Raw genomic sequence first — 24,753 nt, forward strand, 5'->3', positions numbered from 1 at the left:
CTATACCGTTGGCTAAATCAGACAAGGAAGTCAGATTATTGGTTGCCGCCTACAATAGCTGCAACTGCAGCCATTTCAGCCGCCTCTTGATGTTGTTGCTCTTCACGATCAATAAGATCCATTGATGAGCTATCTACTAAACCAAGTTCAATTTCACGTAAAGCAACAACCGTTGGTTTATCGTTTTCAGGATCAACCAGTGGCTTTTTACCACCGACCGCGATTTGACGGGCACGACGGGCCGCAACTAAAATTAAATCAAAACGATTACCAATTGCATCTACTGCATCTTCAACAGTTACGCGAGCCATCTTAGCACTCCAAATAAATTTTTAAGCAAAGACGTAGTTTACTGCACCGAGTCAGATTCGCCAATAGCTTGTGGTTAATTTAAACAAATAAAATACTTACTGAACCCAAATTAGGATTTAACGCAGTAAGTCTACGAGTAAATCTTGATGGCGAATAGCTTGGCTTTGTAGCGATAAGCGTTTTGCCAATACGATCGTCTCAATTTCCTTCAGCGCAGTTGCAAAATCATCGTTAACCACGACATAGTCATATTCATTGTAATGAGACGTTTCAGATTGTGCTTTTGCCATGCGACCAGCAATGATTTCTTGTGAATCTTGGCCGCGATTATTTAAGCGCGCTTCAAGCTCAACTTTTGACGGTGGTAGGATAAAAATGGTTTCAACATCAGCGACCAGATCACGAACTTGACGTGCACCTTGCCAATCAATATCTAAAAATACATCAATACCTGCTGCAAGCTGCTCTTCAATTGCTTGCTTTGATGTACCGTAGTAATTATCGAACACTTGCGCCCATTCAAAAAAATCATTCTTTTCAATTAATGATTTGAATTCATCAACATTTACAAAGTGGTAATGCACGCCATTTGCTTCGCCCGGACGAGGCGAGCGAGTAGTATGCGATACAGATACTTTCATATCATTATACTTAGTTAACAATGCATTGATTAAGCTGGATTTACCCGCACCAGATGGTGCCGATAAAATAAATAAGTTTCCGCAAGAGTGTGCCATGGGTTTTTACCTAAAATAAACCGACTAGAGCTGCTAATAAGCTCCGCCTTAATTTTGGTATTGTACTTTATTTAGTGAAGTTTACTCAACTGCCGAAAGTATCCTAGTGAGGTGATTAAATTTTAACGTATTAATAACCGTATTTTTGTTACGGCAATGATGACTGTTTAAAAAACTCCCGCATTTTAACGATTATTTGTACTTAGTTGCATAATGCAAAAATGGTCGTTGCAAGTTGCATCTTTCATCTTCAACTTTATTTTATTTTGTTTTATTTCAATGTTTTATTTTTTGGAATGATGCCTGCATTGGTACAGTTACTTAATGATTGAGGGCTTACTAATGAGATTAACCCATTTAGCCATAGCGTGTTTAGTTTCACTTCCTTGTGCTGTATTTAGCCAGCCATTCGATAATTGCCCTAGTCAGGCATTTTTGATGCAGGATGCAAAGGCACAGCTTTACGGTATAGATTTAGTATCGGCTAAACCTACGATTTTATCATCGGCTTTGACGTTTGCTAGCGAGGCAAATAATGAAAGTGTGAATGCCGTCGGTTTTAATTACAAAGACCAATACTTATACGGTTTTAGCCGACAATCGCCTAAAAGCGTGGTGCAAATTGGTAGCAACTACGAAATGAAGCGGTTAAATGTTACTGGCCTACCCGATACTAATTTTTATGTAGGTGATATTCAAGTGACTGGTGAGCAAGCAAATCAAAGTGCGATGTATTATGTATATACTCCCAATTTTGGTTTATATGAAATCAATCTAGAGGGTGATCTAGATGCCCCCATAACTGCTCGGCTACTACCTGCAACCGACACATGGAACTTAGGTATATTTGATTTTGCATTTCATCCGCAAAGTAATCTGTTATACGCAGTTGAATCAAATGGTGATTTGCATGAAATTAACGTTGCAGAAAATACTACCAAGTTTATTACTCAAGTTGATATTGGTGATGATACGGGCGCATTTGGTGCTGCCTATTTTGATATCAATGGTCAGTTTTATTTTAGTAATAATAAAAGCGGAAAAATTCACAAAGTTGATTTAAGTATTAGTCCTGTTGTTGGTTATACGCCTGTTGCGAATGTGTTTACATCGGGCCCTAAGTCAAGTCAGAACGATGGGGCTCGTTGTGCTATTGCCGAAGTTGAGGTAACAGATAGTTCGATTGATTTTGGTGATGCTCCTCTACCTTATAACACCAGTTTAGAGCAAAGCGGAGCCAGGCATTTATTCGATCCTAACAGCACTGGCAGTAACCTGATTTATTTAGGCGATACAGTCGATGGTGAAAATATCAATACTGATGCCGACTTAATCAACAACCCAGTTGATGCATCAGATGATGGGGTGAGCTTTGTGACGGCAATATCGGCGGGTCAAGATAGCCAAATTATTGTAAACGCCTCTGCGAGTAGCTTTTTATATGCATGGTTTGATTGGGATCAAAATGGCGGCTTTAGTGAAAGTGAGCGCATAATAACTAAATATCAACTTAATCAAGGCGATAACAGTATTTTAATTAATGTACCTAGTAATGTTAAAGCTGGGCAGACATGGGCTCGTTTTAGGGTAACTGATGGCTCGGAAGCTTCGCTTATTACTGCCACTGGCGGTGTTTTAGGTGGTGAGGTGGAAGATTATGAAATAACAACATTTGTTAGTGCTGTATACCCAGGAGAAAACGATTGGGTGACACTTGCTTATGAAGATAAATGGCCGTTTGCAGGTGATTATGACTTTAATGACGTGGTCGTAAATTACCGTACTACTCAGCTCATTGAGGGCACTAATGTTGTTGGTTATAAAATTGATGGCCAGTTAATTGGTGTAGGAGCAACCTATCATAATGGCTTTGCGGTAAGCCTTAAAGAGACGGTAAATAATACAACTTACTCAATTTTAAGTAGAGAAGTCGATGCCGATAATATTCGGTTTGTGATTAATGGCGAACTACAAACAGGCTCATTTTTGGAAGCAAACACAGAGCAGGCTATTTTAATTTTTATGCAAGACACTTGGCTGCATGTGAATAAGCAATCAGGGTGCGAGTATTTTAGAACGGAAAGTAATTGCGACGTCAACAGCAAAGTAACTTTTAGTATGACTATCCCATTAAAAGTCCCTAAAGCGAAAATATTATCCCCCGGAACATTATTAGACCCTTTTATTTTTGCTACAGAGGGCTTTTATCACGGCGATTTTTTAGTTGGTAAAAATGCGCGCAGCTGGGAAGTACACATGAAAAATCAAGCGCCCACAGAAGTATTTGACGCGACTTTGTTTGATCTCAGTGGTGCAGATGATGTGAGCCAGCAAGAAAGTGGTTTGTTTTTCTTAACTGAAAACGGCCTACCATGGGCGATTGAAGTAGGAGTGCAATGGTTACATCCACTTGAAGGTGTAGATATAACCGATGCCTACGATAGCTTTGCTAATTTTGCTCAGTCGTCAGGAAAGCAAAATCCACAATGGTTCAATCGCTACAACAGCAATAATGTGGCAGTTAGAGGAGAACAGTAATGAAAAAATTAACCGTTATTTTATGCTTATCATCATTTTTAGTTGCGTGTGGTGGTGGTGAAAGCGAAAGTACTGCGGCAGTACCTGCAGCTGTTGAATCACTACCATCGAGTGTCGTTCCTATCACCATCGACTCAGCCGGAATGGCCAGTTTAGTGATAGATGATCGTTTTGATTTATCAACGAAATTTAAACTAAAGATTGATGTAGATCTCTCTATAGGTGACGTAAGAGCTTACTTAAATATTTGCCAAAAAAAGGCCAATAGCCTACGTGCTGATTATGGAAACTGCTTAGTTAGAGCTCCTTTATCGCAAGGATCTATAAAAACTACGCTTGCAATGAGTAGACAAGATATCGAGCTGATTGCAGAAATTTGGTTTTACGATACCAGCACTCAACCCCTTTCATTCGCATGGCAGTTTGATACACAAGTAGAACATCAGATGTTTGAAATGAGGTAGTAAAAGTCAAAGGTAAGCAGTAACGGTAAAGTGATCAAGCTAAAGAATACACCTAGGTATATTCTTTATACTAGTTAGGGTAGTGATTTATGTTGAAGTTTCTTAATGATAACAATGGCGATCTTTTGCAAAAAAAGAGGCTAGTAAAATTTTTTGTCGCAGCAGCTGCGTTTATGCTAATTGCGATTGCCTATAATCCTTCGCAATATTATTACGCTGATCTTTTAGTATCATTGCGTATGCCATTACTAGTTATTGCCTTATGCTTTGCCATGTTGCTTTTAATTATAAAAGCAACATATTTAGGTGGGTCGCTATCAATTATATGCTTGATAAGTTTGAGTTCATTATTACCATTGCATTCGTTACCAAGTGAGCAAACCAAAAATGCGATTTCGATAAAACAAATAAACTTAAATTATAGTAACCCGTTTATTGAATCGCACTTAGTTCGCTTACAAAAACAATCTTGGGATGTATTAATTCTGCAAGAGTTTAGTGATTTAAATCGGCATTTGCTCTCTCGTTTTTTAACCAAGGCTAGTTTATTTGGTTATCGTGAAGTAGAGGGGATCCCTTACGGCATCGTTGTTATTTCGCGTTTACCTATAATTTATAGACAACAAGTAAAACTTCAAGGGGATAGGTTAGGTTACATTAAACTGCGCTTGTTATTTAATAATGAAGTTATCACTACGTATATTGCACACCCACCATCACCAAGAACCAAGCAGCACTGGGAAAATAGAAATATTTTACTCGCGGCGCTGCATGCAGCAACAATACAAGAGCAAACACCATGGCTAATTGCAGGTGATTTAAATATTGTCCCTTGGTCACGTTATTTTAGTTGGCAAAGTACACAAAGTTGTTATGGAGCAATTCCTTATAGTAGTTTTATGCCCTTAAATATTAAGCCGACACTGCTAACCGGGTTACCCATAGATCACTGTGTTTTTGACGAGCAATTTACGTTAAACAGCTTAATAGTGAGTAATTTTGCAGGAAGTGATCATAAGATGCTTAGTTATAGTTTGAGCCTTCATGATTAACCAAAGTTCAGCTTAGTTAGTTAATAAAAATAGCATGCAGGATTAACTACATGCTATTTGATTAAATAAACCAATGCGGATTTATTTTACTGTAATGGCAAAGGTCATTTTTAAGTCATGTAGTAAATGACGTAGGTTTCGCTTATGTGGAAAAAGTGTGAATGCAGCAGTTGCAATCGATAGGGCTTTAAATTTAGAACCTATTTCTCGATAGTACTCACCATAGCATTCTAAAATGCGTGCTTGTGCTTTTATTTTCGCCATAACGCCAGCATCATGTTTACAACGCGAGACAATTTCTTTCATTGCATTGAGTCTATTTTTACGGTTTGCAGTAATAGAACCCGCTCTCATCAAGTAATCCATTGCGATACGCGGTGAAAACGCAACATCACCGATCCTTGCAAGTTTTAACCAGCAATCCCAGTCGCTAGCGCTATTTAATTGGTTATCAAATCGGCCAATATAATTAATCGCTGAACGCTTAACTACAACCGAAGATGTGCCAATTACATTAGCAAAAATCAGTAAATCCATTGGGCATTTTAAATTTTGATAACCCATATTATTTTTATCAACAAATTTTGAAAATTCAGGCCAAAAAGAAAAACAATCGACAATGGGTTCATATTCTTCGTTAATATGCATATAGTTTGTGAAACTTAAAACGCACTCTGAGTGCTCTTTCATATAGCTTAATTGTTCGTATAACTTATCATCACTCCAGTAATCATCAGCGTCTAAAAAAGCAATGTAATCACCTTTTGCTGAGGCAATAGCGCGATTTCTTACATTGACAACGCCAGTGTTTTCTTGCTCTATAACAATTAACTGGGGAATTGTTATTTGGGCGGTTTTTAACCACTCAACACTCCCATCTGTTGAACCATCATCAACCACAATAATTTCTAAATTCACGTTTTTTTGTTTAACAACACTACTAATGGCCTTGGCTAAATATTGCTTACAATTGTAGTTAGGGATAATAACGCTTATTTCTATACTCATGATCCGCATCCTAGTTTTATAAATTAACTAACTAAGTACTACGCAAGTTCAGCGCCAATTATTTTAATAGGTTTGCGAGGGGGTTTTTGTCTAATGCTTTGCATTTTGCAACAGATGTTCGCAAATTGACTTTTTAATCATGTTTTTGGTGTGTTTTAACTGGGCATGCTTCTTGCGAAATAACCATAAGTTATATTTGGAGTGTTGAGCATGAAACATATTGGCATTGTGGTACCGAGTTTCCATATCCCCTCAGAAACCTTTGTGGTAACTGAGATAAACGCATTAGTAAGAGCTGGGCACAAGGTCAGTGTTATCACCTTTGCAAATTTAAATAGTTGTACCAATCTTGATAGCAGTGTAAACGTCATTACTATTGAAAAATCGTTGTTATATGCGGCCAAGTTTGCCATGAAAAAACCGCTGGCAGCATTTAAAGCGGCATTAACAGCAACAAGGTTTACCTCAATCTCGGTCACTTCACTGCTTGGCTACGGATTAAATATTGCTGACATAATCAAACAACATGGTATTTCCCACATACACTGCCACTTTATGCATGCGCCTCTGGCGTACTCAATTATAGCCAGCAAAATTGCAGGCATTAGTATCTCCTCGATTGGCCACGGGCATGACGTATACGTTAATGATACTGATCTTAGGCTGAAACTCTCATTGTGTAATTTCTCCGTGGCCGTGTGCAAAGATATGGCTGAAAAGTTAGGTAAATACAAAGCGGGTAAAGTTGAGTTGCTGCATTGTGGAGTTGATCTAAGTTTATTTAACGCAACGCCTAACCGACTTAATGAGTCTGTGAAACTATTATTTATTGGCCGTTTAGTTGAAAAAAAGGGACTACAATTTTTACTACCCGCAATAAAAAAATTAAATAAAAAATACTCAATATTTTTAGATGTTGTTGGTGAAGGCCCTTTGATGAACGACCTAAAGTTTTTATGTGAAAAGTTAGGCATTGAAAAAGAAGTTAGATTTTTAGGCAAACAAACGCCACTGTGGCTATCAAAAAACACCAGTAATTACTCTGCGTTAGTTGCGCCATTTTGCATTTCAAGTAACGGAGATAGAGATACTGGTCCGGTGGTTTTAAAAGAGGCTATGGCTAGTGGTATTCCAGTGCTCACAACTCAATTAATGGGAGCCAAAGAAATTGTTAATGACTCGGTGGGTTTTAAGTGTGAGCCGTCGAGTATTTCAGGGTTGGAGAAAATTTTAACGGAGTTTTGTGAATTAAATCCCTATGAGAGATACGCCAAAGGAATTAATGCCAAACGCTTAGTTGCAAATAAGTTTAACGCCAGCTCACAAGCTAAAAAATTGTCATCTTGGGTGCAAAACTCTTAAGGAATAAAGATGAACGGATTAAAGCAAATCGCCTATTTTGGACTATCAACCTTGTTACTTAAGGGACTTGGCTTTGCTTTGTTGCCTATATCTACTCGTCTTTTAAGCCAAGCTCAATTTGGTGAGCTAAACTTTTTAGTTTCTATTTCCGCTGTTATGTCTTTGTTGTTGTGTTTAGGGTTACCCGAATTATTGTTCAAGCAACAAATGAAAAATGCGGTTTATAAACAAGCCTTGTTTAGAGACGCGATTATTTTATGTAGTGTTTTGAGTGCGTTGTTTGTTGTTATTATGGTGTTATTTACCAGCTCATTTAGTGTGTTATTACCCATCTCCATTAATAAACTTGATCTGCAGTTATTAGCAGTTAATTTAGCATTTTCTGCTGTGCTATCCATTGTGTTTTGCTTTTTAAGATATTACGAAATGGCTAAGCAGTTCTGCTTTTTAGCTATTTTACAAGGAGTGGGGCAAACGCTACTCACCATTATATTACTTTACTTAGGCTATGGAGTAACGGGGGTTATGGTGTCGGGTGCTGTGTCGAGCTTTATTGTGCTGATGATTTCGTTATGCGTCATTGGCCGCACAATTACGATTAGTTTTAACTATGTTCCTTGGAATATAAGTTATAAAAATAGTTTGTTTTTATTAAGTATTATTGCTTCATCGCTGTTTGTATATGCAAATAATGGCGCTGAAAACTGGTTTATTGCAGCCAGTGTCGGAAAAGAAAAGCTTGCCCAATATTATGTGGCAATGCAATTTGCAGTTATGACTTCGTTTACCTTTGAACCGATCAGAATGTGGTGGTTTTCTCGTCGTTTTAATGAATTAACTTCTTGTCGCACTCGTTATGTTTCTTTATGTGAGCTAAGTTTAGAAATCGCAATTGCGTTGTGTGCAGTAATGCTTATTGTTGCGCCTCATTTATTTATCTTGGTTTTACCACAAGGTTACTTACTAAATTCTTGGCTTTTACCCAGTTTAATATTTATTGTTGTACTTAGGCATCACAGCGATCTACTCAATATTGGTTGTTATATTCATTTTAACGCACTATTTGTCACTATTATTAATGCTGTTAGTGCAGCTTGCGTACTAATAGCATTGGGTATTTTAGTGCCTAAATGGGGAGTGCTTGGCGCAGTGGTCAGCTTAGTATTTGCACAAACTCTTAAAACAGTGTTGTTTGTTGTTGTTAGCCAAAAGCTCGAAAATCTGGCATTTAGTATTCAGCGATTAGTACCTAGCTGGCTCTGTTTTATTAGTGTTTTTGCCCTGGGCGTAAGTGAAATTACTCATTATGTAATTTGGCAAATCGCGGCTTTAGTTTGCCTAGTAGGCGTTTTATTTAATAAGTATCAAAACAGAATAATGGCAATACTGAATCAGTATGTAACAAGGAAAGCACATGGTTAATTGGTATAAAGCGCATTGCCACTTAATAAATGGCTTGGTGATTACTGTGCTCATTTTAGGTTTGTATTCGCTATTTGGCCCCATAGCCGCTTTTGCCTTGTTGCTATTACCGTTTGCGGGTTTTTTGGCGATACGTATTAGCACCGTGTTTATTATATTATTTATTTTGTTTAGCTATTTTAGAATCCACGAGGCGTTTGTTTTTCTAATGCCGCTTAAAATTCCTAAATTACTTGCTTTAGCATCTTTACTGGCCATTGCATGGCATTTATTTGTATCTAAAACTTTAAAACCACATTGGAGCTCTACGCATCTTATTTTTGTAATTTGGTTCGCCTGGCTCACTGTATGCGTATTTTCAGCTTCAAATAGAGGCGTTGCTATTGAGTATTGGTCTGGTGTGTTGGTTAAAGTATTTATTATGGTATTTGCTATTAGCTGGTGGTTAACGCGGTTTTCGCATTTTAGTTACGTTAGGCTGGGTATTATGATCTCAGGTGTCACTATCGCTTTAGTGGCGTTGAATAACAAAATAAACGGTGTGGGGTTAGTTGAAGGAACTAGAGTGACTATTTCACGGGAATATCGCTCGCAATTAGGTGATCCCAATGATTTATCTTTGGTGTTGATGTTTCCTGTTTCATTTTTAGCAGCTGAACTTTTTGATACAAATAGTAATAAGTATCGACGTACTTTTGCCGGAGTTGGTTTGATTTTGGCTATTTCCGGTGTTATTGCCACTCAAAGTCGTGGTGGTTTATTAGGAATAGCCGCTATTTTAAGTTTCTTTTTATATAAAAAAGTCAAAAATCCCTTCGTAGTGGCTATGTGCGGTGGTGTCGCTATGCTTGCCATGATGATTTTTGCTGGTATTTCTGACCGACAAAGTGGTGGTGCGGCAGAAGGAGGTGTCGATGAATCAGCAATGGGTAGGATCTATGCTTGGCAGGCTGCAATCAATATGGCGTTGTCTAATCCATTAACTGGCGTTGGAGTTAATAATTTTTTTGTAAATTACTATTTTTACAGTCCTCATTGGGATGGCAAGAATCATGCAGTACATAGCACATGGTTTCAGGTGTTAGGTGAAACTGGCTTTGTTGGCTTTTGTATTTTTTTACTCGTGATAGCCAGTATTTATCGAAGTCTGTCGCGGGTTTATTGTATTAATAAACGTAGTTTTAATCCTGAAGTGATGGTGAACGCTAACGCATTAAAGGCCGGTTTAATTGGCTTTATGGTTGCTGGCACTTTTTTAACTCAAGCTTTTACATGGCCACTGTATATTATTCTGGCTCTGACTATTGCACTAGAAAAGCTTACTATAGAAAGTAATAAGGAATAACAATATGTTGATACAGCTTAAACTTTGGCTAAAAAATAGTAATAATCCATTAGCGACATGGTTGTTTCAATTTGCAAAGTCGCTTCGCAATCCGCAAATCATCGTAATCCCTGTGCTACATGCTTCACTTTACTATTTGCATTATTTTATAAAAGAGTTATGCCATGAGCTAGTTCGGATTTTTTATTATACACCTTTATTTAAAAGCCAAATTAAGGGCAGTAAAAAGCGCTTATATTTATATTCAGGTATGCCGCAAATACTTGGCAAGTTAAAAATTGAATGCAAAGACGATGTGAGAATTTCAGGGATCAGCACCTTATGTGGGCGGGTGAGTAATGAGCGAGAGCCGCTACTAAGTATTGGCAATAATGTTGACATTGGTTGGCAAAATGCTTTTTCTGTAGGGCGCACCATTATTCTTGAAGACGATGTCAGGCTGGCAGGACGAGTTTTTTTAGCCGGTTTTCCTGGGCATCCAATTGACTGTGATCGCCGCGCTAACTCTGAAAGCGATGATGAATCTCAAATTGGTGACATTATAATAAAACGCGGTGCTTGGCTGGGCACTGGAGTGACTGTACTGGGCGGTGTCACAATCGGTGAGGGGGCGATAATTGGTGCGGGAAGTGTGGTTACTAAAGATATTCCTGATTTTACTATTGCTGCGGGAAACCCTGCCAAAGTAGTTAAAAAAATTAAGGGGTAAGTGTATGAAATTTATTGTATTTGGTGAAGACTGGGCGAGTCATCCAAGCAGTACTCAACATTTATTTTCAGAGCTTGCTAAGCAGCATGAAGTACACTGGATAAACTCCATTGGTATGCGAAAACCAAGCGCTAAATTTCATGACATTAAACGTATGCTCAGCAAGTTAAAGCAGTTATTTCGACAGTCTAAAACTGCTGCAATAGCCACACCCAACAATATGACTGTTTATAAGCTGCCTGTATTACCTTGGCACGATAATCGACTCATTCGATGTTTTAACCGCTGGATTTTTTCTCGTTACCTTGCACCCTCAACTTGTAGTGAGCCGATTATGTATTGGTTAAGTGTGCCAACTGCACACTATTTATTTGATAAAAAAACCACTGATAAATTAATTTATTATTGCGGCGATGATTTTTCTGCGTTGGCAGGGGTTGATGCTAAACTCGTTGCCCCCTTTGAGCAGCAGCTTATTAATAGCGCAGATCTTATCTATGTGATCAGTGAGTTATTGCTGGCAAAGATGCCCGCTACAAAAACAAAAATGCTGACCCACGGCGTAAGTTATGAGCTATTTACAAGCGACGTTGAAAAAGCCGATGAAATACAAACTATAAAAGAACCTATTATTGGCTTTTACGGCAGTATTAATGCTTGGTTAGATATTGCGTTATTAACCGCCTTGGTGGCTGCAAGGCCGCATTATCAACTCGTGCTTATCGGAGATATTGTGACCCCTGTTACACAGCTATTGCAGTTTAAAAATGTTACGCATATTGGCGCAGTTAGCCACGACCGTTTAGTATCGTTTTCTGCTCATTGGGATGTGTCGATTTTACCTTTTGTGAATAATGAGCAAATCAGAGCGTGCGATCCGCTAAAACTTAAAGAATATTTAGCGACAGGTAAACCGATTGTCGCAACTGATTTTCCTGCAGTTAGTAATTATACGCCGCATATTTTTATTGCTCACTCTAGTCATGACTTTATTAACAAGGTCGATGAGGCGCTTTCGTTAACTCAGCCACAATTAACATTATTAAACAGCGTACAAAAGAATCTAGCAAAAGCGCACAGCTGGCAGGCAAAGGCGCTTATTGTTAACGAAGACCTGCTGCGACTAAATCCTCCACATTGAGCATTAAAATGTAATCTTGGCGCGCCCTGTGCAACTACCTTATTAAACTAGGCTATTTACAGTGTAAATTTTTATTATGCAAATAGCCGTTAAATTTCGCATTGCAATATGCAAATTAATAGGTAGGGATTATGTTAGTTAGAGAGCAAATAAAAAGGTTACTTTATTTAGCTTTGTATGCAGTTTATACAAGGGCGAAACTATTTGTTTTGCCTCTGTTCATCGTACCTGTTGTGGTTATTTTACTCGCTGCAACTGCGCAAAAGCAGTACACAAACCATGCAACAATCTTAATAGAAGAATCTGCATTACTAAACCCATATTTAGATGACTTGTCTTTTTCGTTTGATTTATCAAATCGTATGGCTGCATTACGCACGCTTGTAATAAGTCGAAAGGTGTTGATAGCTGTTGCGAAAGAAACAAACTTAGTTGCTAAAGATGCAAGCCCTGCTGTTATTGAAAAAATTCATCAAGAACTCTCACAAGCGCTTTCTTTATCACTGGTTGGTGATGAATTGGTGCGAGTTAACTTTACTTGGCATGACCAAACTCAAATGAAAGCAGTATTAGAAAAAGTGGTTGAGAAATTTATAGAGAGTTTATTAGCACCAACCAAGGCCTCGCTTGATACGTCTGAGCAATTTTTTTATCAACAGTTAGTCAGTTTACGAGAAGAACTCGAGGTTTCTGAAGAGTCGCTAGCTAATTTTAAAGCTAAAAATAGCAACACTTTACCTGCTGTTTTACATAGCAATAGACAAACGTTCGATAAGTTACTGAGTGATCAACAACAAAAGTCTATCGTCTTATCAGGTGCAAAAGCCAAGCTTGAAGCGCTAACAACAAAAATGGGCCAAGCAAACCCAATTTTAGGACGCATAGAAGAAAAAATCATTAATGCCGAATCACAGTTGAGCTTTTTAAAAACCCGTTATACCGAAAAGCACAGTAAAGTCGTGTCGAAAAAACGTGAACTGCTGAGTATTCGAGCTCGCCAACAGGCTTTAATAGAAAGTGGCAAAAATCTAGATGCAACAAACATAGATCAACTTTGGCAAATGGCCAATACTCTTCCTGATGGCAAAGACAATGAAAGTAATGTGCTTGTTTCACAGATACTTGCATTAGAAGAAGCAAAAAACACTGTGCTCCAACATCAACAAGAGTTTGCCATGTTGGAGCAGCAAGTTAATACGGTGAGTGAAAGATTATTAGTTACAAGCGATATAGAGAAACAATTAAGAAAGCTAGAGCGGGATTACGACGTTAAGCAATCACTTTATAAAGATATGCTGGGACGTTACGAGATGGCAAAAGTAACGGGTAAATTAGTTAAATATGAAGGGCCTGACAAAGTAAAAACCATAGAACGAGCTTACAGCCCAACCCAGCCAATTAATACCTCTTTAGTTGTGGCGATTATTTTGGGGATTGTTTTAGGCATATTTACAAGCACCACCTGTGTATTTGTAGCGACATTATTTGATAGTCACTTAAAAGATATTCAAACCATTGAAAAACTATCTGCTTTGGAAGTAGTTACTATTTTACCTATTGTTGGCAAAGGTTCATTACATGTTCCTGCTAGCCCATCAATGCACTTTATTAATAAGGGGAGTTAGCATGAACGTCCTACATTTAGTTCAGCACTTTAAAATAGGCGGCCTTGAAAAAATGGCTGTGACCTTAATGCAAAAAAGCCAATTCGCAAGCACCAGTATTATTGTTTCGCTAGAGGGCAATGAGCAAGAAGCAGTTAGTGAGTGGCCTGCTTTAGCTTTATTTGAACAAAAACTGATTAGCTTAGATAAAGCGCCTAGGTTTGATCTAAGTATTATCAAAAAGCTCACTGAAATAATTAAAACACACGAGATTAAAGTGATTCATAGTCATCACATTGGTCCTATGTTGTACGCGAGTCTAGCCTGTCTTACAAATACTCAGGTAAAGCATGTCTCTACTATTCATGATGCTTGGTATTTAAAGAGCTTTAAACAGCGTTTAATTACCAAAGCACTTAATAAGTTAACTAAAATTCACTGGGTTGCAGATGCACAAGTGGTCGCGAATGAATTTTATAATGAAACAGCGATCACGGCAGATAAAACCATTCTGAACGGTATCGACTTACAGCAGTTTAATCACATCAATGAAGCAACCGCACGGCTCAAACTTGATCTTCCTGCTGATAAAAAGTTAATTGGTTGCTCTGCACGATTAGAGCCGGGAAAAGGGCATTTGGATCTCATTAAACTACTGCCTTTGCTGCCTAAAGACATCGAATTAGTGTTTGCTGGTAATGGTAGCTTACGCTTTTCGTTACTCAGTGCGGCAGTATCGCTTGGGGTGGTAGAACGAGTGCATTTTTTAGGGAATGTACAGCATATGCAGCTATTTTACTCAGCTATTAACGTTATGTGTCTTTATTCACAAAGAGAAGGACTGCCCTTATCAATTTTAGAGTCAATGGCGTGTGGCAAAGTAATTGTGGCGACTGATGTTGGCGGTATCAGCGAGGTCGTTACAGAAGAGCAAGGTATATTAGTCAAGCCAAATGACTCTTTTGGCCTAAAAATTGCGCTATTGAAAGCATTAGACATGAAATATGGGCTGTGTATTCGAGAGCATATTCTCTCAATTGCAGATGCAAACAAAATGAGTGAAGCGTATGACCACTTCTATAATGGCTTAGCTTCATAAGGGGAATGCAATGACTTTTCTACTGATCACATTGGCTGTTTTAATTACACTGGCTTTATATCATCATGTTGGTTACTTACTGTTATTAAAGCTATTTAGTAACAGTAAACCGATTGAGATGGCTGAAAATACCCAACCCAGTACTCACTTTGGTATTTTAATGTGTGCTTATAACGAACAAGAACACATAGCAGAGAAGCTTTATAACTTAGGCTCAATGTTATATAGCACTGAGCTATACACCATTCATGTTTATCTTGATGGCTGCACCGATAAAACTTATGACGAAGCGATGCTAGCGCAGTCGCATCTTGCAAAGCAAAATGTAGTTTGTCATTTGCATTTTAGTAAAGTGAATAAAGGTAAATCATTTGGCATCAATGAACTGATAAAGCTAAGTAAGCCAAATTATGATGTTTTAATCTTTACCGATGTTAGTGCGCTACTGAGTATTGATGTGCTCAATAAAATTGATGCCGATTTTAAAGATCCTAATATTAATGTGATCACCGGCGTATATATTTTAGATGATTTAGCCACTGCTGAGCAGCAACAGTACTGGCAATATCAAAACAAAGTAAAGAGTATGGAGTCGTCTTTAGGGGCTGTTATTGGCGTGCCAGGTGCTATGTTTGCGATACGCTCAGCTCATGCGGCTTTATTAGATGAAAACACCATAAATGACGATTTTATTATCTCTATGAAAGCGTTAAACCAAGGTGGGAAAGCCGTTGTAAACAGTGAAATAAATATCGTTGAGCGTGAATGTGATGAACAAAGTCATGATTATGCCAGAAGAGTAAGATTAGGTGCGGGTAACTGGCAGCAAATAAAAATGTTGTTTGAATTATTAAATCCGAAATTAGGCTGGGTAAGTTTTAACTATTTTTCACATAAAGTATTGCGTGGGGTCATGCCAATTATTCTGCTGCTGATTTACGCGTTACTTTTTTCACTTGCACTATCTTCAAGCTTGTTAATACCTAAAGTGGTATGTGTTGCGATAGTCTGTACTCATGGCTTAGGAGTAGCAAAAAAAGCTTTTAATATCAGGACTAAGTTACCAATTGTGGATAGTGTAAATTATATCGTCAGCGCTTATTTTATGGCTCTGTGGGGGATTGTTAAGTTTGAGCGTGGTGATTATAACCAGCATTGGCAGCGCGTTCATCAAACCCAAGAATCAAATAAAATATTCATCAAAACCATTAAGCGCACTATTGATGTAGTTGGCTCTGCGGTTGGATTAATATTACTTTCACCAGTTATGTTAGCTGTTGCATTAGTGATTAAACTGACTTCAAAGGGCCCAGTGTTATTTAAACAGCTGAGAGTGGGACAAAGTGATGATGATTTTGTCGCTTTATTCAATGTTTTAAAATTTCGTTCTATGGTTGTTGATGCAGAAGCAAAAAGTGGCGCGGTGTGGGCAAGTAAAGATGATCCTCGTATAACTGCAGTTGGACGATTTATTCGCAAAACACGCTTGGACGAATTACCACAACTTTGGAATGTATTGATCGGTGAAATGTCTCTTATTGGCCCACGGCCTGAGCGACCAGTGTTTTATTCAAAGCTTGAGAAAGACATCCCGTACTTTTGTCAGCGTACTTATGGGATCAAGCCCGGTATATCGGGACTCGCGCAGGTGATGAATGGTTACGATGAGAGCATTGACGATGCGCGCAACAAAATAGGCTGGGATTACGCCTATATGCTAAGTACTTCATCTGCACGCAGTTGGTGTTATATGGAGTTTACTATTTTCTTTAAAACGTTGGCTGTTATATTCACTGGTAAAGGTCAGTAACGTTGTTTCGCATAATGCAATTGTGCACTCAAAAAGCAATTGCATTATGCATCCCTCCTCTAAAAAATAGTATCAAATAATTTAAAACCCTTAAATATCAGTTTGTTAATTCTGGCATTCTTCTTGTAATAGTCTATTTGTATTTATATTTTAATAGGTGATTCAGATGAAAAATTTAGCCAATAAAGTAGAACAAACAGTTGTCGTACTTCCTAATGATTTCTCCGGCTTTGCTGTCGATGAGTTAAAAGATCAGTTTGAACAGCTAGTCGAGCAAGGCACACACTTCGTGATTCTCGATTTTACTAAGACCGAATTTATCGACTCTTCAGGAATAGGTGCTATTGTTTTTCTATACAAAAGAATTGAAAAACAAAGTAATAAGCTATCTTTACTTAATGTAACGGGGCAGCCGTTTAAGCTAATGAACTTATTAAGAGTCGATAAAACCATTCCATTTATTGACTCAATATAAAAGGTATCAGGGAGAGTACAATGAAGGCACGCATAGTAATTGTTATTATAATGTTTTTAGGCGGCTGTGCTTCTTGGCCTGATGACGGCCAAGGTGGCTTAGCTGAAAAGTATCAAAAATATCCATTAGCCGATGAGCAGTACGATGAAAACTTCACTCAGCCCGAGGATGTTGTGAAGAGTGAATTTGAACACCTTGTACTTAAACTTGAGTTATTAAAATCGCAAGATATTAAAGCTTGTATGCCTGCGCAACTATTAAAAGCACAAATTTATGAAAATCGTATTCGTAGATTAATCGCTGGGCAAATGTGGGAAGATGCTGAGCATGATTTACTGATTCATTATCATGGGCTTAATCAGTTAACGAATCACTTTGATACGGTTAGAAAAGTTACGGATTGTGCCTCTACGACTAATGAGCAACCTGCGTCATTTAGTATCAAAAAACAAATTGCACAGCTATTGAATAGCGATAACCAATTTGCATTTAATGCGTTTGAAATAACCCCTAAATATGCCGTACGAGTTGCTCAAGCTGCAGATTTAGCGAAGCAACTAGGCAGTATTAGTATTTTACTTGTGGGTCACACCGACGCGGTTGGAGATTCAGGGAGTAATTATGAGTTGGCACTTAAGCGTGCCGATACGGTGAAGCATTGGCTTGGCGTTTATGGCGTGCCACAGCAAAATATTACAACCCTAACGCAAGGAAGTTTGCAGTCTTACAGTGATGCCGCAGAAACTGAGAGTACACGTCATTCAGACCGCAGAGTTGAAGCAATAATTCTAGACGCAAACACGCAAGGCTTAGAAAGCAATAAAGCTAAAGCGCTGATGAACTGGACTAAAATAATACAAAGCAAAAAGGAGTAAAATAATGAAATATTTTTTCACAATATTTGTTTTGTTTTTTTTAGCGACCAACAGCTTTGCGGCAAATGAAGCGGATAACTCAATTGTGCAAGCGGGTAATAAACTCTTTTTATATGTGCCTGGCGAGGTTGAATTTGATGGCACGTTTGAAGTAGATAACAAAGGCCAGATCAACATACCTGAAGTAGGGCAATTTAATGTTGCCAATAAAACAGTGGCGCAAATCGAACTTGAGTTAAAACCGGTTTTGGCTGAGTTGTTTGTTGCGATAGATGACTTTTATGTGGAGATCCGCAGCCGAGATATATTTATTAATGTGATGGGTTATGTCATTACGCCTTCCCAAGTCAGTATTCCTGATGATGGTAATATTCAAATGGTAATAGCTAAAGCGAATGGTTTAAAGCCTGGCGCTCAGCTCGATCGTTTGCAAATAAGACGAGGCGATGAGGTGATTGAGTTTAATTACAAAGCCTATTTAGATACAGGTAATATTAGCTTACTTCCAACCCTTAAAAGTGAAGATACGGTGTTTGTACCGGTATCTCCTTTACTTGGTAATGTACAAATAGACTTTGATGCACAAACACTTAGCGCAACGGGAGATGCCAGTGACAATAGCGCTATTACAATTTTGGGCGAAGTACATAATCCTGGTAGCTTTTCGTTTAAAGAAAATATGACCATCTTAGATGCATTAATGCGTGCCGAGGGAGTAACACGCTATGCTGATGTGACTAAAATTAGAGTCATTGTCGATAAGTCCCCAGTGATATTTGATTTAAAAGCATATTTAGATAAACCCACCGATAAGAATATGCCGCTTCTCAAAGCTGGTTCAACCATATATGTGCCAATAATGGTCGATGATGTAAACACCACTTCTCGGACTGTTTATATCATGGGGGAAGTGCAAAAGCCTGGAGCTTACGAGGCTGCAGATAGTACCAATTTTCTAGATATTTTAGCTAATGCAGGGGGGCCAACACGCTTTGCAGAAACACGACAGATAAAAATATTAACCCCGCAAGGTGAAAGTATTTTATTTGATTTACAAGGTTACAGTGAAGGTAGTATTACGACAAAAGTACCTGATTTAAATCCTGGTGATGTTATTTTCGTGCCCGAAAAAACAGATGTAAACGAAAAAAGCTGGTTAAAAATTCCGACTAAACGTGCGATTAAAATTATTGGTGCCATTCAATCTCCCGGACGTTATGAATGGAGTGATGAAATGGACTTTACCGATTTATTAGCTCATGCGGGCGGGCCAACCAAAGGGGCCAATATTAATGATATTAAAATATTACGTAATGGTGATGTCACTCAGCGTTTCGACCTCGAAAAGTACACTATTACTGATGGAAAAACAGCGCTACCAAATTTGATCGCAGGCGATACAGTGATTGTAGAGGAGTTGCCAGTTGACCCAGGCGATAATAAATCACAATGGATACGCCAAGCGTCGAGTAAGTCTATTTATATTATGGGTCAAGTGGGCTCTCCTGGGCGCTACGCGTTTAATGATAATATGCATTTTATTGATATTTTAGCCGCTGCAGATGGCCCTAATGGCAATGCTGACATTCGCAATATAAGAGTAACGCACCGTAATGGTAATAGTGCCAAGGTTAGCAAGCTTGATTTAGCTCTGTACTTTGAAACCGGAGATGAAACTCTCTTTCCACATGTGTTGCCCGGAGACACTATTTTTATTCCTGAAAAAGATAAAGACTGGTTACGTACACCTAAAGAGAGAGTGGTTCGTATTATGGGGGCAGTGCAAAAGCCGGGTCGCTATAACTTTGATGACACTATGTCTATTTTAGATGTATTAGCTGAAGCGGGTGGGCCATCAAGTTCCGCACTCATTGATAAAATTGTTGTGGTTAATCATTCTTGTTGTAAAGAGCAGTCTCGAGTATTCAATCTTGAAGCATTTATAAAATCACCAAACTCGGCAAATATTCCGGTATTAAGGGCTGGCGATACTTTGTATGTACCAGATAAGGGGCAAGATCTATTAAGTCAATTTAAAGATAATTTCTTAGATTTTATAACAATAATTGCTTTAGTGGTGAGTTTATGAAGTTAATTCCAGAGCAGTATCATGAGCTAGAAACGATTTGTAATACCCTCGTTGATAGTGATGCACGATGCATTACATTTATTTCGCTGTATGGTGGCGAAGGTTCATCAACGGCGTGTAGCAGTGTTGCCCAGCGATTAGTTAGTCAACATAAGTCAGTATTGGTGATTGATCTTAACCCCATTAGTTCGTTTCGCTTAGATAAGCAGTTATCTAGCTTAACTAAGCTATGGCGATTTGATGATATTTCTTGCCAGTTAAGTGTATTACCTTATCAGGGGATAGATATTTTGAGCATACATAATTTAGAGTCCATTGATTCGGCTAAAAATAAGCATGTACTCAATGAGGCTGTGATCCGTTTAAAACAAGAATATGATTATGTGTTACTTGATATGTCTCCTGCGTTAAAGCTCAATCGCAATAATATTCCGCTACACTCTTTGAGTTTATGTAGCGAACTGACTTTAGTAACAGTTGGTTTAGGTGTTAATGATGAAGAGTCTTTGTGTAACGGCGTTGCAGAGCTTAAACAAGCTGGCCATAGCAATATTAAATTATTAGTGAGCCAATATAGTTTTGCACCTTTGGGTGAACGAATGCTATTACTTTTACAAAGATATAGACCTCAATGGCCAAGAGTATGTACGTTTTTAACAAACAAAATCAACAGGCAAAAGTGGCTGTTTAAGCATTATTGAGGTCTTTATGGATATATTATTTGAACGACGCTTTGAATTGTTATGGCCAACGTTAACCGAGATACGCCAAGTGTTAAAACATGTGTTGGGTGCATTGTCAGTAAAACGAGATGAAGCGGATGCTGCAGGTTTAGTTGCAACGGAGTACCTCACTAATTTGATTAGGCATAATCAGGGGGATGAGCACGTTATTATGTTGCGCATCAGCCAAACGAATACTGACACATATCATTTAACGTTTGTAGATGAATTGAAGCCTTATAATTTATTCAAAAAAAATGACTCATCTTGGACAATCGAATCGCATGAATTAGTTGAAGGTGGAATGGGGGTTGAGTTAATTCGTCATTACTTTGCAGATGCAACGTATGAAACAATAGCCTCTAAAAATTATTTTTCCTTTCCTTTAATTAACATAGATAAAAGGCCAAGTATTATTTATGTTGATGATGATGTTGTCCAGCTTGCATTAATGAGCGCCTATCTTCAAGACAAGTTTCAAGTGATCACCTGCGAAAATATTGAGGCGGGTTGGCAGGCTATTTTAACCTCTGATGCCAGTATTTTATTACTTGATCACCAACTAAAAAAAGGCACTTGTGAGCCATTATTAGAAAAACTAAATAAATCTAATCTCAAATCACAATTATCGGTAGTGATGCTAACCGGTGATGACAGCGAAGAAGTGATCAGTAAAATTAATCGCTTAGGAGTCGATGATTACTTAATTAAACCAGTGAAAAAAAATAAGCTTTTGCAAAGTATTGAAAGGGTAACGCACCGCTTCGCTTACTTATCGTATCAGAGCACATTTGGCTTAACACCATCAAAAGTGTTATTAGCTAATAATAAAACAGCGCATATTTTTGGTTCAATTGCGGTCGGTAACGGTGGTGACTTTTTTATGCCGATTAATGATGAAGGGACTGCTTTTATCCTCGGTGATATGATGGGGCACGGCTTGCAAGCACTTAAAGAAAGCTTTGCGATTAAAGGCTTTATCAGTGGCTTTTTAGCAACTGGATTGGCATATCAAGACATGCTGGTGGCGCTTAATAATGCGCTTTATAAGCAGCAACTATGCAAATCGAGTTTAGTTACACTGGTAATTTGTTTTTTAGAAAATAATAAATTGTATTGGCTTAATGCCGGACATCCACCGCCAGTTATTATTGATAAAGATGGAAAAATATCTCAATTAAAGGGAACCGGTCCATTGTTAGGCCTTTCTAATGATCATCAATACACCCTTTATGAAGCTGAATTAGAAAATATTGAACATATTTTACTTTATACGGATGGTTGGACCGATAATCGCTTTACTGACAAAGATGAAATGGCTGAGTTAAAAACAATAATCCCAACACAGAGCAACTCTGCTGAGGACTTTGCCCACTCATTATGGAAAAACTCGCAAGTGACACTCTCCAAAGAAATTGATGATGCATCACTAATAATAATTAATTGAATTTGATTTAATGAGGTAACTATAGTTAACTTAACATTCATAAGTTAATATTTTTTATCTAAATAATTCTTAGCGGGCTGCTAAAAGGAAAGGGATTATGCCACCAACAATACTCATTGTAGAAGACACCCAGTCGCTCGCTATGTTGTATCAATCTTATCTAGTTCCTACAGGTGTTAATACTCTGGTGGCAAATGATGGTGCAAGTGCTTTAGCGATTATTGATAAAATAAAGCCTGATCTAATCGTATTAGATGTCATGTTACCAGACATGAATGGTTTAGATATTTTAGCCAAGTTAGCTCCTGATCATTTTCCTCAGGTTGTTGTTTTAACTGGTCATGCGACAAAAGAAATGGCCATTAAAGCGATAAAGCTCGGTGCCAGTGACTTTTTAGAAAAGCCCGTTGAGGCAGAGCGCTTTCGTATTACAATAAACAATGCGCTAAAAATAAAAGACCTAAAACAAACCGTCACGAAATATAAAAATACCTACGAAAATGGTCGATATTTTGATTTGATTGGTAGCTCAAAGCAGATGCAATCTGTCTATCAAATAATTAGCTCGGCATCGGTAAGTAAAGCTACGGTGTTCATTACCGGTGAAAGTGGCACAGGAAAAGAGCTCTGTGCAAGAGCGGTACATCAAGCATCGAATCGCGCTGATAAGCCTTTTGTTGCGTTAAATTGTGCTGCGATCCCTAAAGATTTAATTGAAAGTGAAATTTTTGGTCACTTAAAGGGCGCATTTACAGGAGCTATTGCGAATCGTCTCGGGGCTGCGGGTCAAGCTGATGGCGGTACCTTATTTTTAGATGAGCTATGCGAAATGGACGTCAACTTACAAAGTAAGCTGTTGCGTTTTATTCAAACCGGCACTTATCAGCAAGTAGGCAGTGAAAAAGTTGTTAAAGTTGATGTGCGATTTGTGTGTGCAACCAACAGAGATCCACTTGTTGAGGTCGAAGCTGGACGGTTTCGAGAAGACTTATATTATAGATTGCATGTGATCCCTATTGAGTTGCCACCATTAAGGGAACGCAGTACAGACATTATTGAGATAGCAGAAGCTTTGTTTATCAAAATAGCTCGCGAAGAACAACATCCGTACAAAGGCATTACAGAGGATGTAAAGCGCTTACTGGCTCAATATGATTGGCCTGGTAACGTGAGGCAGTTAGAAAATGTGATCCGCAATATTTTAGTGCTCAATGCCCAAGAGTGGATTGATGTAAATATGTTGCCCAGCTTGCCACAAAGCTCTCAGAAAGAAATACCAAATTACAAGCCAAACGAAAGCTTTACTCATACTAAAATACAAGAATTTGAAGAGTTACCGCAAATTGAAAGTGATATAAAAGCACTTTGGTTAGCAGAAAAAGACTATATAGAACGTGTTATAAAAATATGTTCAACAAATATTCCCAAAGCAGCAGCATTACTTGAAGTTAGCCCTTCTACCCTTTATAGAAAAATTAAAAGCTGGGAAGAAAACTTATAAGCGTAAGCGTGATTTTGCGGTGTACGCATTTTGTAATAACAAAAATTGGTTTTTACCAGAAAACCTTTCTTTAAGCATGACGTAAGCGGCTTGTGCCATAGCGCTTTTTTGATCAGGAGACTGTATTAAAAGTGCGTTAATACAATTTTGACACTCTTGTGCATCACCTGTTTTCATTAATAAGCCATTCGTATTATTTTTTATGATATTTGGGATGGCGCCAACAGGACTGCTAATTACGATTTTATGGTGCGCCATGCTCTCAAGTAATGTCATGGGTAAACCTTCCTCTCTTGAGCAGATAAGCAACACATCGATTTGATGCCAAATATCGTCGCGATTGGTTAAACCATGATAGTGTAAGTTTTCCAGTTGCGGGATGGTATTGCGCATCGGACCGTCACCAAAAAGGTGAAACATCACATTGTTACTGTTTTGCATACTTTCGGCTAAGGTATAAAAAATATCAGGAGCTTTTTCATACGATAACCGGCCAACAAATCCAATTCTAAGAGGGGATGAGGAAAAGTTAACCGTAGGTGGTTCTTTAATATCAATAAAGTTTTCTAGTAATGTGGCATTCTTAATTGTTTTGCTGATTTGCTCTGAGACTGCAAAGTTGGTTGATAAACATGAAAGCCACAGGTCTAGTTTGTTATATAGCCACATTTTACCTGTCCCAGCATCACCTGCGTGGTAAGTGCTGATACAATGTTTATGAGTAAGTTTACAGGCTAAACGGCCTAAAATACCCGCTTTATAACCATGGGTATGAATAACTGTATTGTCATCGTAGCGGCGCAATTGCTTAATTAAACTCGAAGGTGTGCCTTGCAGAAAATCATAGCGTATGCTTTGCTTATCAAGTAACGTATAAAAATCATTATTGCCATGATTTTTATAAAATAAAACAGAGCAAGAAACGTTATTTTTACTGAGTAGTTTGTGTAGTTCCACGATGTGGGTTTCAATACCACCGATCATGGAAGAGTCAACAAACAAAATAATCTGGCAATTCATAACGAACCTCAAAAGAAAAAT

Annotated in this window: 21 protein-coding genes; 17 read left to right on the forward strand and 4 right to left on the reverse strand. The window is 38.1% G+C overall.

Annotated features, from left to right (window positions below; all coding sequences use genetic code 11):
• Positions 1-35: 35 nt before the first annotated feature.
• Together rpoZ and gmk are read right to left on the reverse strand one after the other, a co-directional pair.
• A complete protein-coding gene (gene rpoZ, locus PSR9079_RS05070) occupies positions 36-311 on the reverse strand; it encodes a DNA-directed RNA polymerase subunit omega (protein WP_064667923.1) in 276 nt (91 codons plus the stop codon).
• A 117-nt stretch (positions 312-428) separates the two neighbouring features.
• Positions 429-1,049 carry a guanylate kinase gene (gmk, locus tag PSR9079_RS05075; protein WP_149980655.1) on the reverse strand — a complete coding sequence of 207 codons (621 nt, stop codon included), beginning with the start codon at positions 1,047-1,049 and terminating at the stop codon, positions 429-431.
• Between the two features lie 342 nt (positions 1,050-1,391).
• Between gmk and PSR9079_RS05080 the strand changes: the two genes are divergently transcribed.
• From PSR9079_RS05080 to PSR9079_RS05090, 3 genes are all read left to right on the forward strand, one after another.
• The gene (locus PSR9079_RS05080; RefSeq protein WP_149980656.1) at positions 1,392-3,587 is read left to right on the forward strand and encodes an LruC domain-containing protein; all 2,196 of its coding nucleotides are present in this window, start codon (positions 1,392-1,394) and stop codon (positions 3,585-3,587) included.
• Complete coding sequence (locus PSR9079_RS05085) at positions 3,587-4,051, forward strand: hypothetical protein (RefSeq protein WP_149980657.1); 465 nt, start codon at positions 3,587-3,589, stop codon at positions 4,049-4,051. Before PSR9079_RS05080 ends, PSR9079_RS05085 begins: the two co-directional genes overlap by 1 nt.
• 89 nt (positions 4,052-4,140) lie before the next feature.
• On the forward strand, positions 4,141-5,103 hold the full coding sequence (locus tag PSR9079_RS05090) for an endonuclease/exonuclease/phosphatase family protein (RefSeq protein WP_246175488.1): 963 nt from the start codon (positions 4,141-4,143) through the stop codon (positions 5,101-5,103).
• An 81-nt stretch (positions 5,104-5,184) separates the two neighbouring features.
• Here PSR9079_RS05090 and PSR9079_RS05095 read toward each other — a convergent pair whose 3' ends face one another.
• Positions 5,185-6,111: a glycosyltransferase family 2 protein gene (locus tag PSR9079_RS05095; protein ID WP_149980658.1), complete on the reverse strand. Its 927-nt coding sequence runs from the start codon at positions 6,109-6,111 to the stop codon at positions 5,185-5,187.
• Positions 6,112-6,321: 210 nt separating this feature from the next.
• On the opposite strand from PSR9079_RS05095, the gene PSR9079_RS05100 reads away from it, so the two are divergent.
• From PSR9079_RS05100 to PSR9079_RS05165, 14 genes are all read left to right on the forward strand, one after another.
• The gene (locus tag PSR9079_RS05100) at positions 6,322-7,473 is read left to right on the forward strand and encodes a glycosyltransferase (RefSeq protein ID WP_149980659.1); all 1,152 of its coding nucleotides are present in this window, start codon (positions 6,322-6,324) and stop codon (positions 7,471-7,473) included.
• 9 nt (positions 7,474-7,482) lie between these two features.
• Positions 7,483-8,895: a lipopolysaccharide biosynthesis protein gene (locus tag PSR9079_RS05105; RefSeq protein WP_149980660.1), complete on the forward strand. Its 1,413-nt coding sequence runs from the start codon at positions 7,483-7,485 to the stop codon at positions 8,893-8,895.
• Positions 8,888-10,240, forward strand: a complete 1,353-nt coding sequence (locus tag PSR9079_RS05110; RefSeq protein ID WP_149980661.1) for an O-antigen ligase family protein — start codon at positions 8,888-8,890, stop codon at positions 10,238-10,240. The genes PSR9079_RS05105 and PSR9079_RS05110 overlap by 8 nt, the downstream gene beginning before the upstream one ends.
• 4 nt (positions 10,241-10,244) lie before the next feature.
• Complete coding sequence (locus PSR9079_RS05115) at positions 10,245-10,949, forward strand: acyltransferase (RefSeq protein ID WP_149980662.1); 705 nt, start codon at positions 10,245-10,247, stop codon at positions 10,947-10,949.
• 4 nt (positions 10,950-10,953) lie between these two features.
• Complete coding sequence (locus PSR9079_RS05120) at positions 10,954-12,090, forward strand: glycosyltransferase (RefSeq protein ID WP_149980663.1); 1,137 nt, start codon at positions 10,954-10,956, stop codon at positions 12,088-12,090.
• A 131-nt stretch (positions 12,091-12,221) separates the two neighbouring features.
• Positions 12,222-13,715 carry a GumC family protein gene (locus PSR9079_RS05125; RefSeq protein WP_149980664.1) on the forward strand — a complete coding sequence of 498 codons (1,494 nt, stop codon included), beginning with the start codon at positions 12,222-12,224 and terminating at the stop codon, positions 13,713-13,715.
• Position 13,716: 1 nt separating this feature from the next.
• The gene (locus tag PSR9079_RS05130; protein WP_149980665.1) at positions 13,717-14,793 is read left to right on the forward strand and encodes a glycosyltransferase; all 1,077 of its coding nucleotides are present in this window, start codon (positions 13,717-13,719) and stop codon (positions 14,791-14,793) included.
• Positions 14,794-14,803: 10 nt separating this feature from the next.
• A complete protein-coding gene (locus tag PSR9079_RS05135; RefSeq protein WP_149980666.1) occupies positions 14,804-16,603 on the forward strand; it encodes a sugar transferase in 1,800 nt (599 codons plus the stop codon).
• A gap of 166 nt (positions 16,604-16,769) precedes the next feature.
• The gene (locus PSR9079_RS05140) at positions 16,770-17,078 is read left to right on the forward strand and encodes an STAS domain-containing protein (protein ID WP_149980667.1); all 309 of its coding nucleotides are present in this window, start codon (positions 16,770-16,772) and stop codon (positions 17,076-17,078) included.
• A gap of 20 nt (positions 17,079-17,098) precedes the next feature.
• Positions 17,099-17,953 carry an OmpA family protein gene (locus tag PSR9079_RS05145; RefSeq protein WP_149980668.1) on the forward strand — a complete coding sequence of 285 codons (855 nt, stop codon included), beginning with the start codon at positions 17,099-17,101 and terminating at the stop codon, positions 17,951-17,953.
• Positions 17,954-17,957: 4 nt separating this feature from the next.
• Positions 17,958-20,042, forward strand: coding sequence for an SLBB domain-containing protein (locus PSR9079_RS05150; RefSeq protein ID WP_149980669.1), 2,085 nt, complete (start codon positions 17,958-17,960; stop codon positions 20,040-20,042).
• A complete protein-coding gene (locus PSR9079_RS05155; RefSeq protein ID WP_149980670.1) occupies positions 20,039-20,743 on the forward strand; it encodes an AAA family ATPase in 705 nt (234 codons plus the stop codon). The genes PSR9079_RS05150 and PSR9079_RS05155 overlap by 4 nt, the downstream gene beginning before the upstream one ends.
• A 7-nt stretch (positions 20,744-20,750) precedes the next feature.
• Entirely contained in the window at positions 20,751-22,211 is a 1,461-nt protein-coding gene (locus tag PSR9079_RS05160) for a SpoIIE family protein phosphatase (RefSeq protein WP_149980671.1), read from the forward strand.
• Between the two features lie 97 nt (positions 22,212-22,308).
• Positions 22,309-23,712, forward strand: coding sequence for a sigma-54-dependent transcriptional regulator (locus tag PSR9079_RS05165; RefSeq protein ID WP_149980672.1), 1,404 nt, complete (start codon positions 22,309-22,311; stop codon positions 23,710-23,712).
• On the opposite strand, the gene PSR9079_RS05170 is transcribed toward PSR9079_RS05165, so the two are convergent.
• Positions 23,707-24,732: a glycosyltransferase family 4 protein gene (locus PSR9079_RS05170; protein WP_149980673.1), complete on the reverse strand. Its 1,026-nt coding sequence runs from the start codon at positions 24,730-24,732 to the stop codon at positions 23,707-23,709. The genes PSR9079_RS05165 and PSR9079_RS05170 overlap by 6 nt on opposite strands.
• Between the last annotated feature and the right edge of the window lie 21 nt (positions 24,733-24,753).

The organism is Pseudoalteromonas rhizosphaerae (assembly GCF_902498845.1).
GTDB classification, from domain to species: Bacteria; Pseudomonadota; Gammaproteobacteria; order Enterobacterales; family Alteromonadaceae; genus Pseudoalteromonas; species Pseudoalteromonas rhizosphaerae.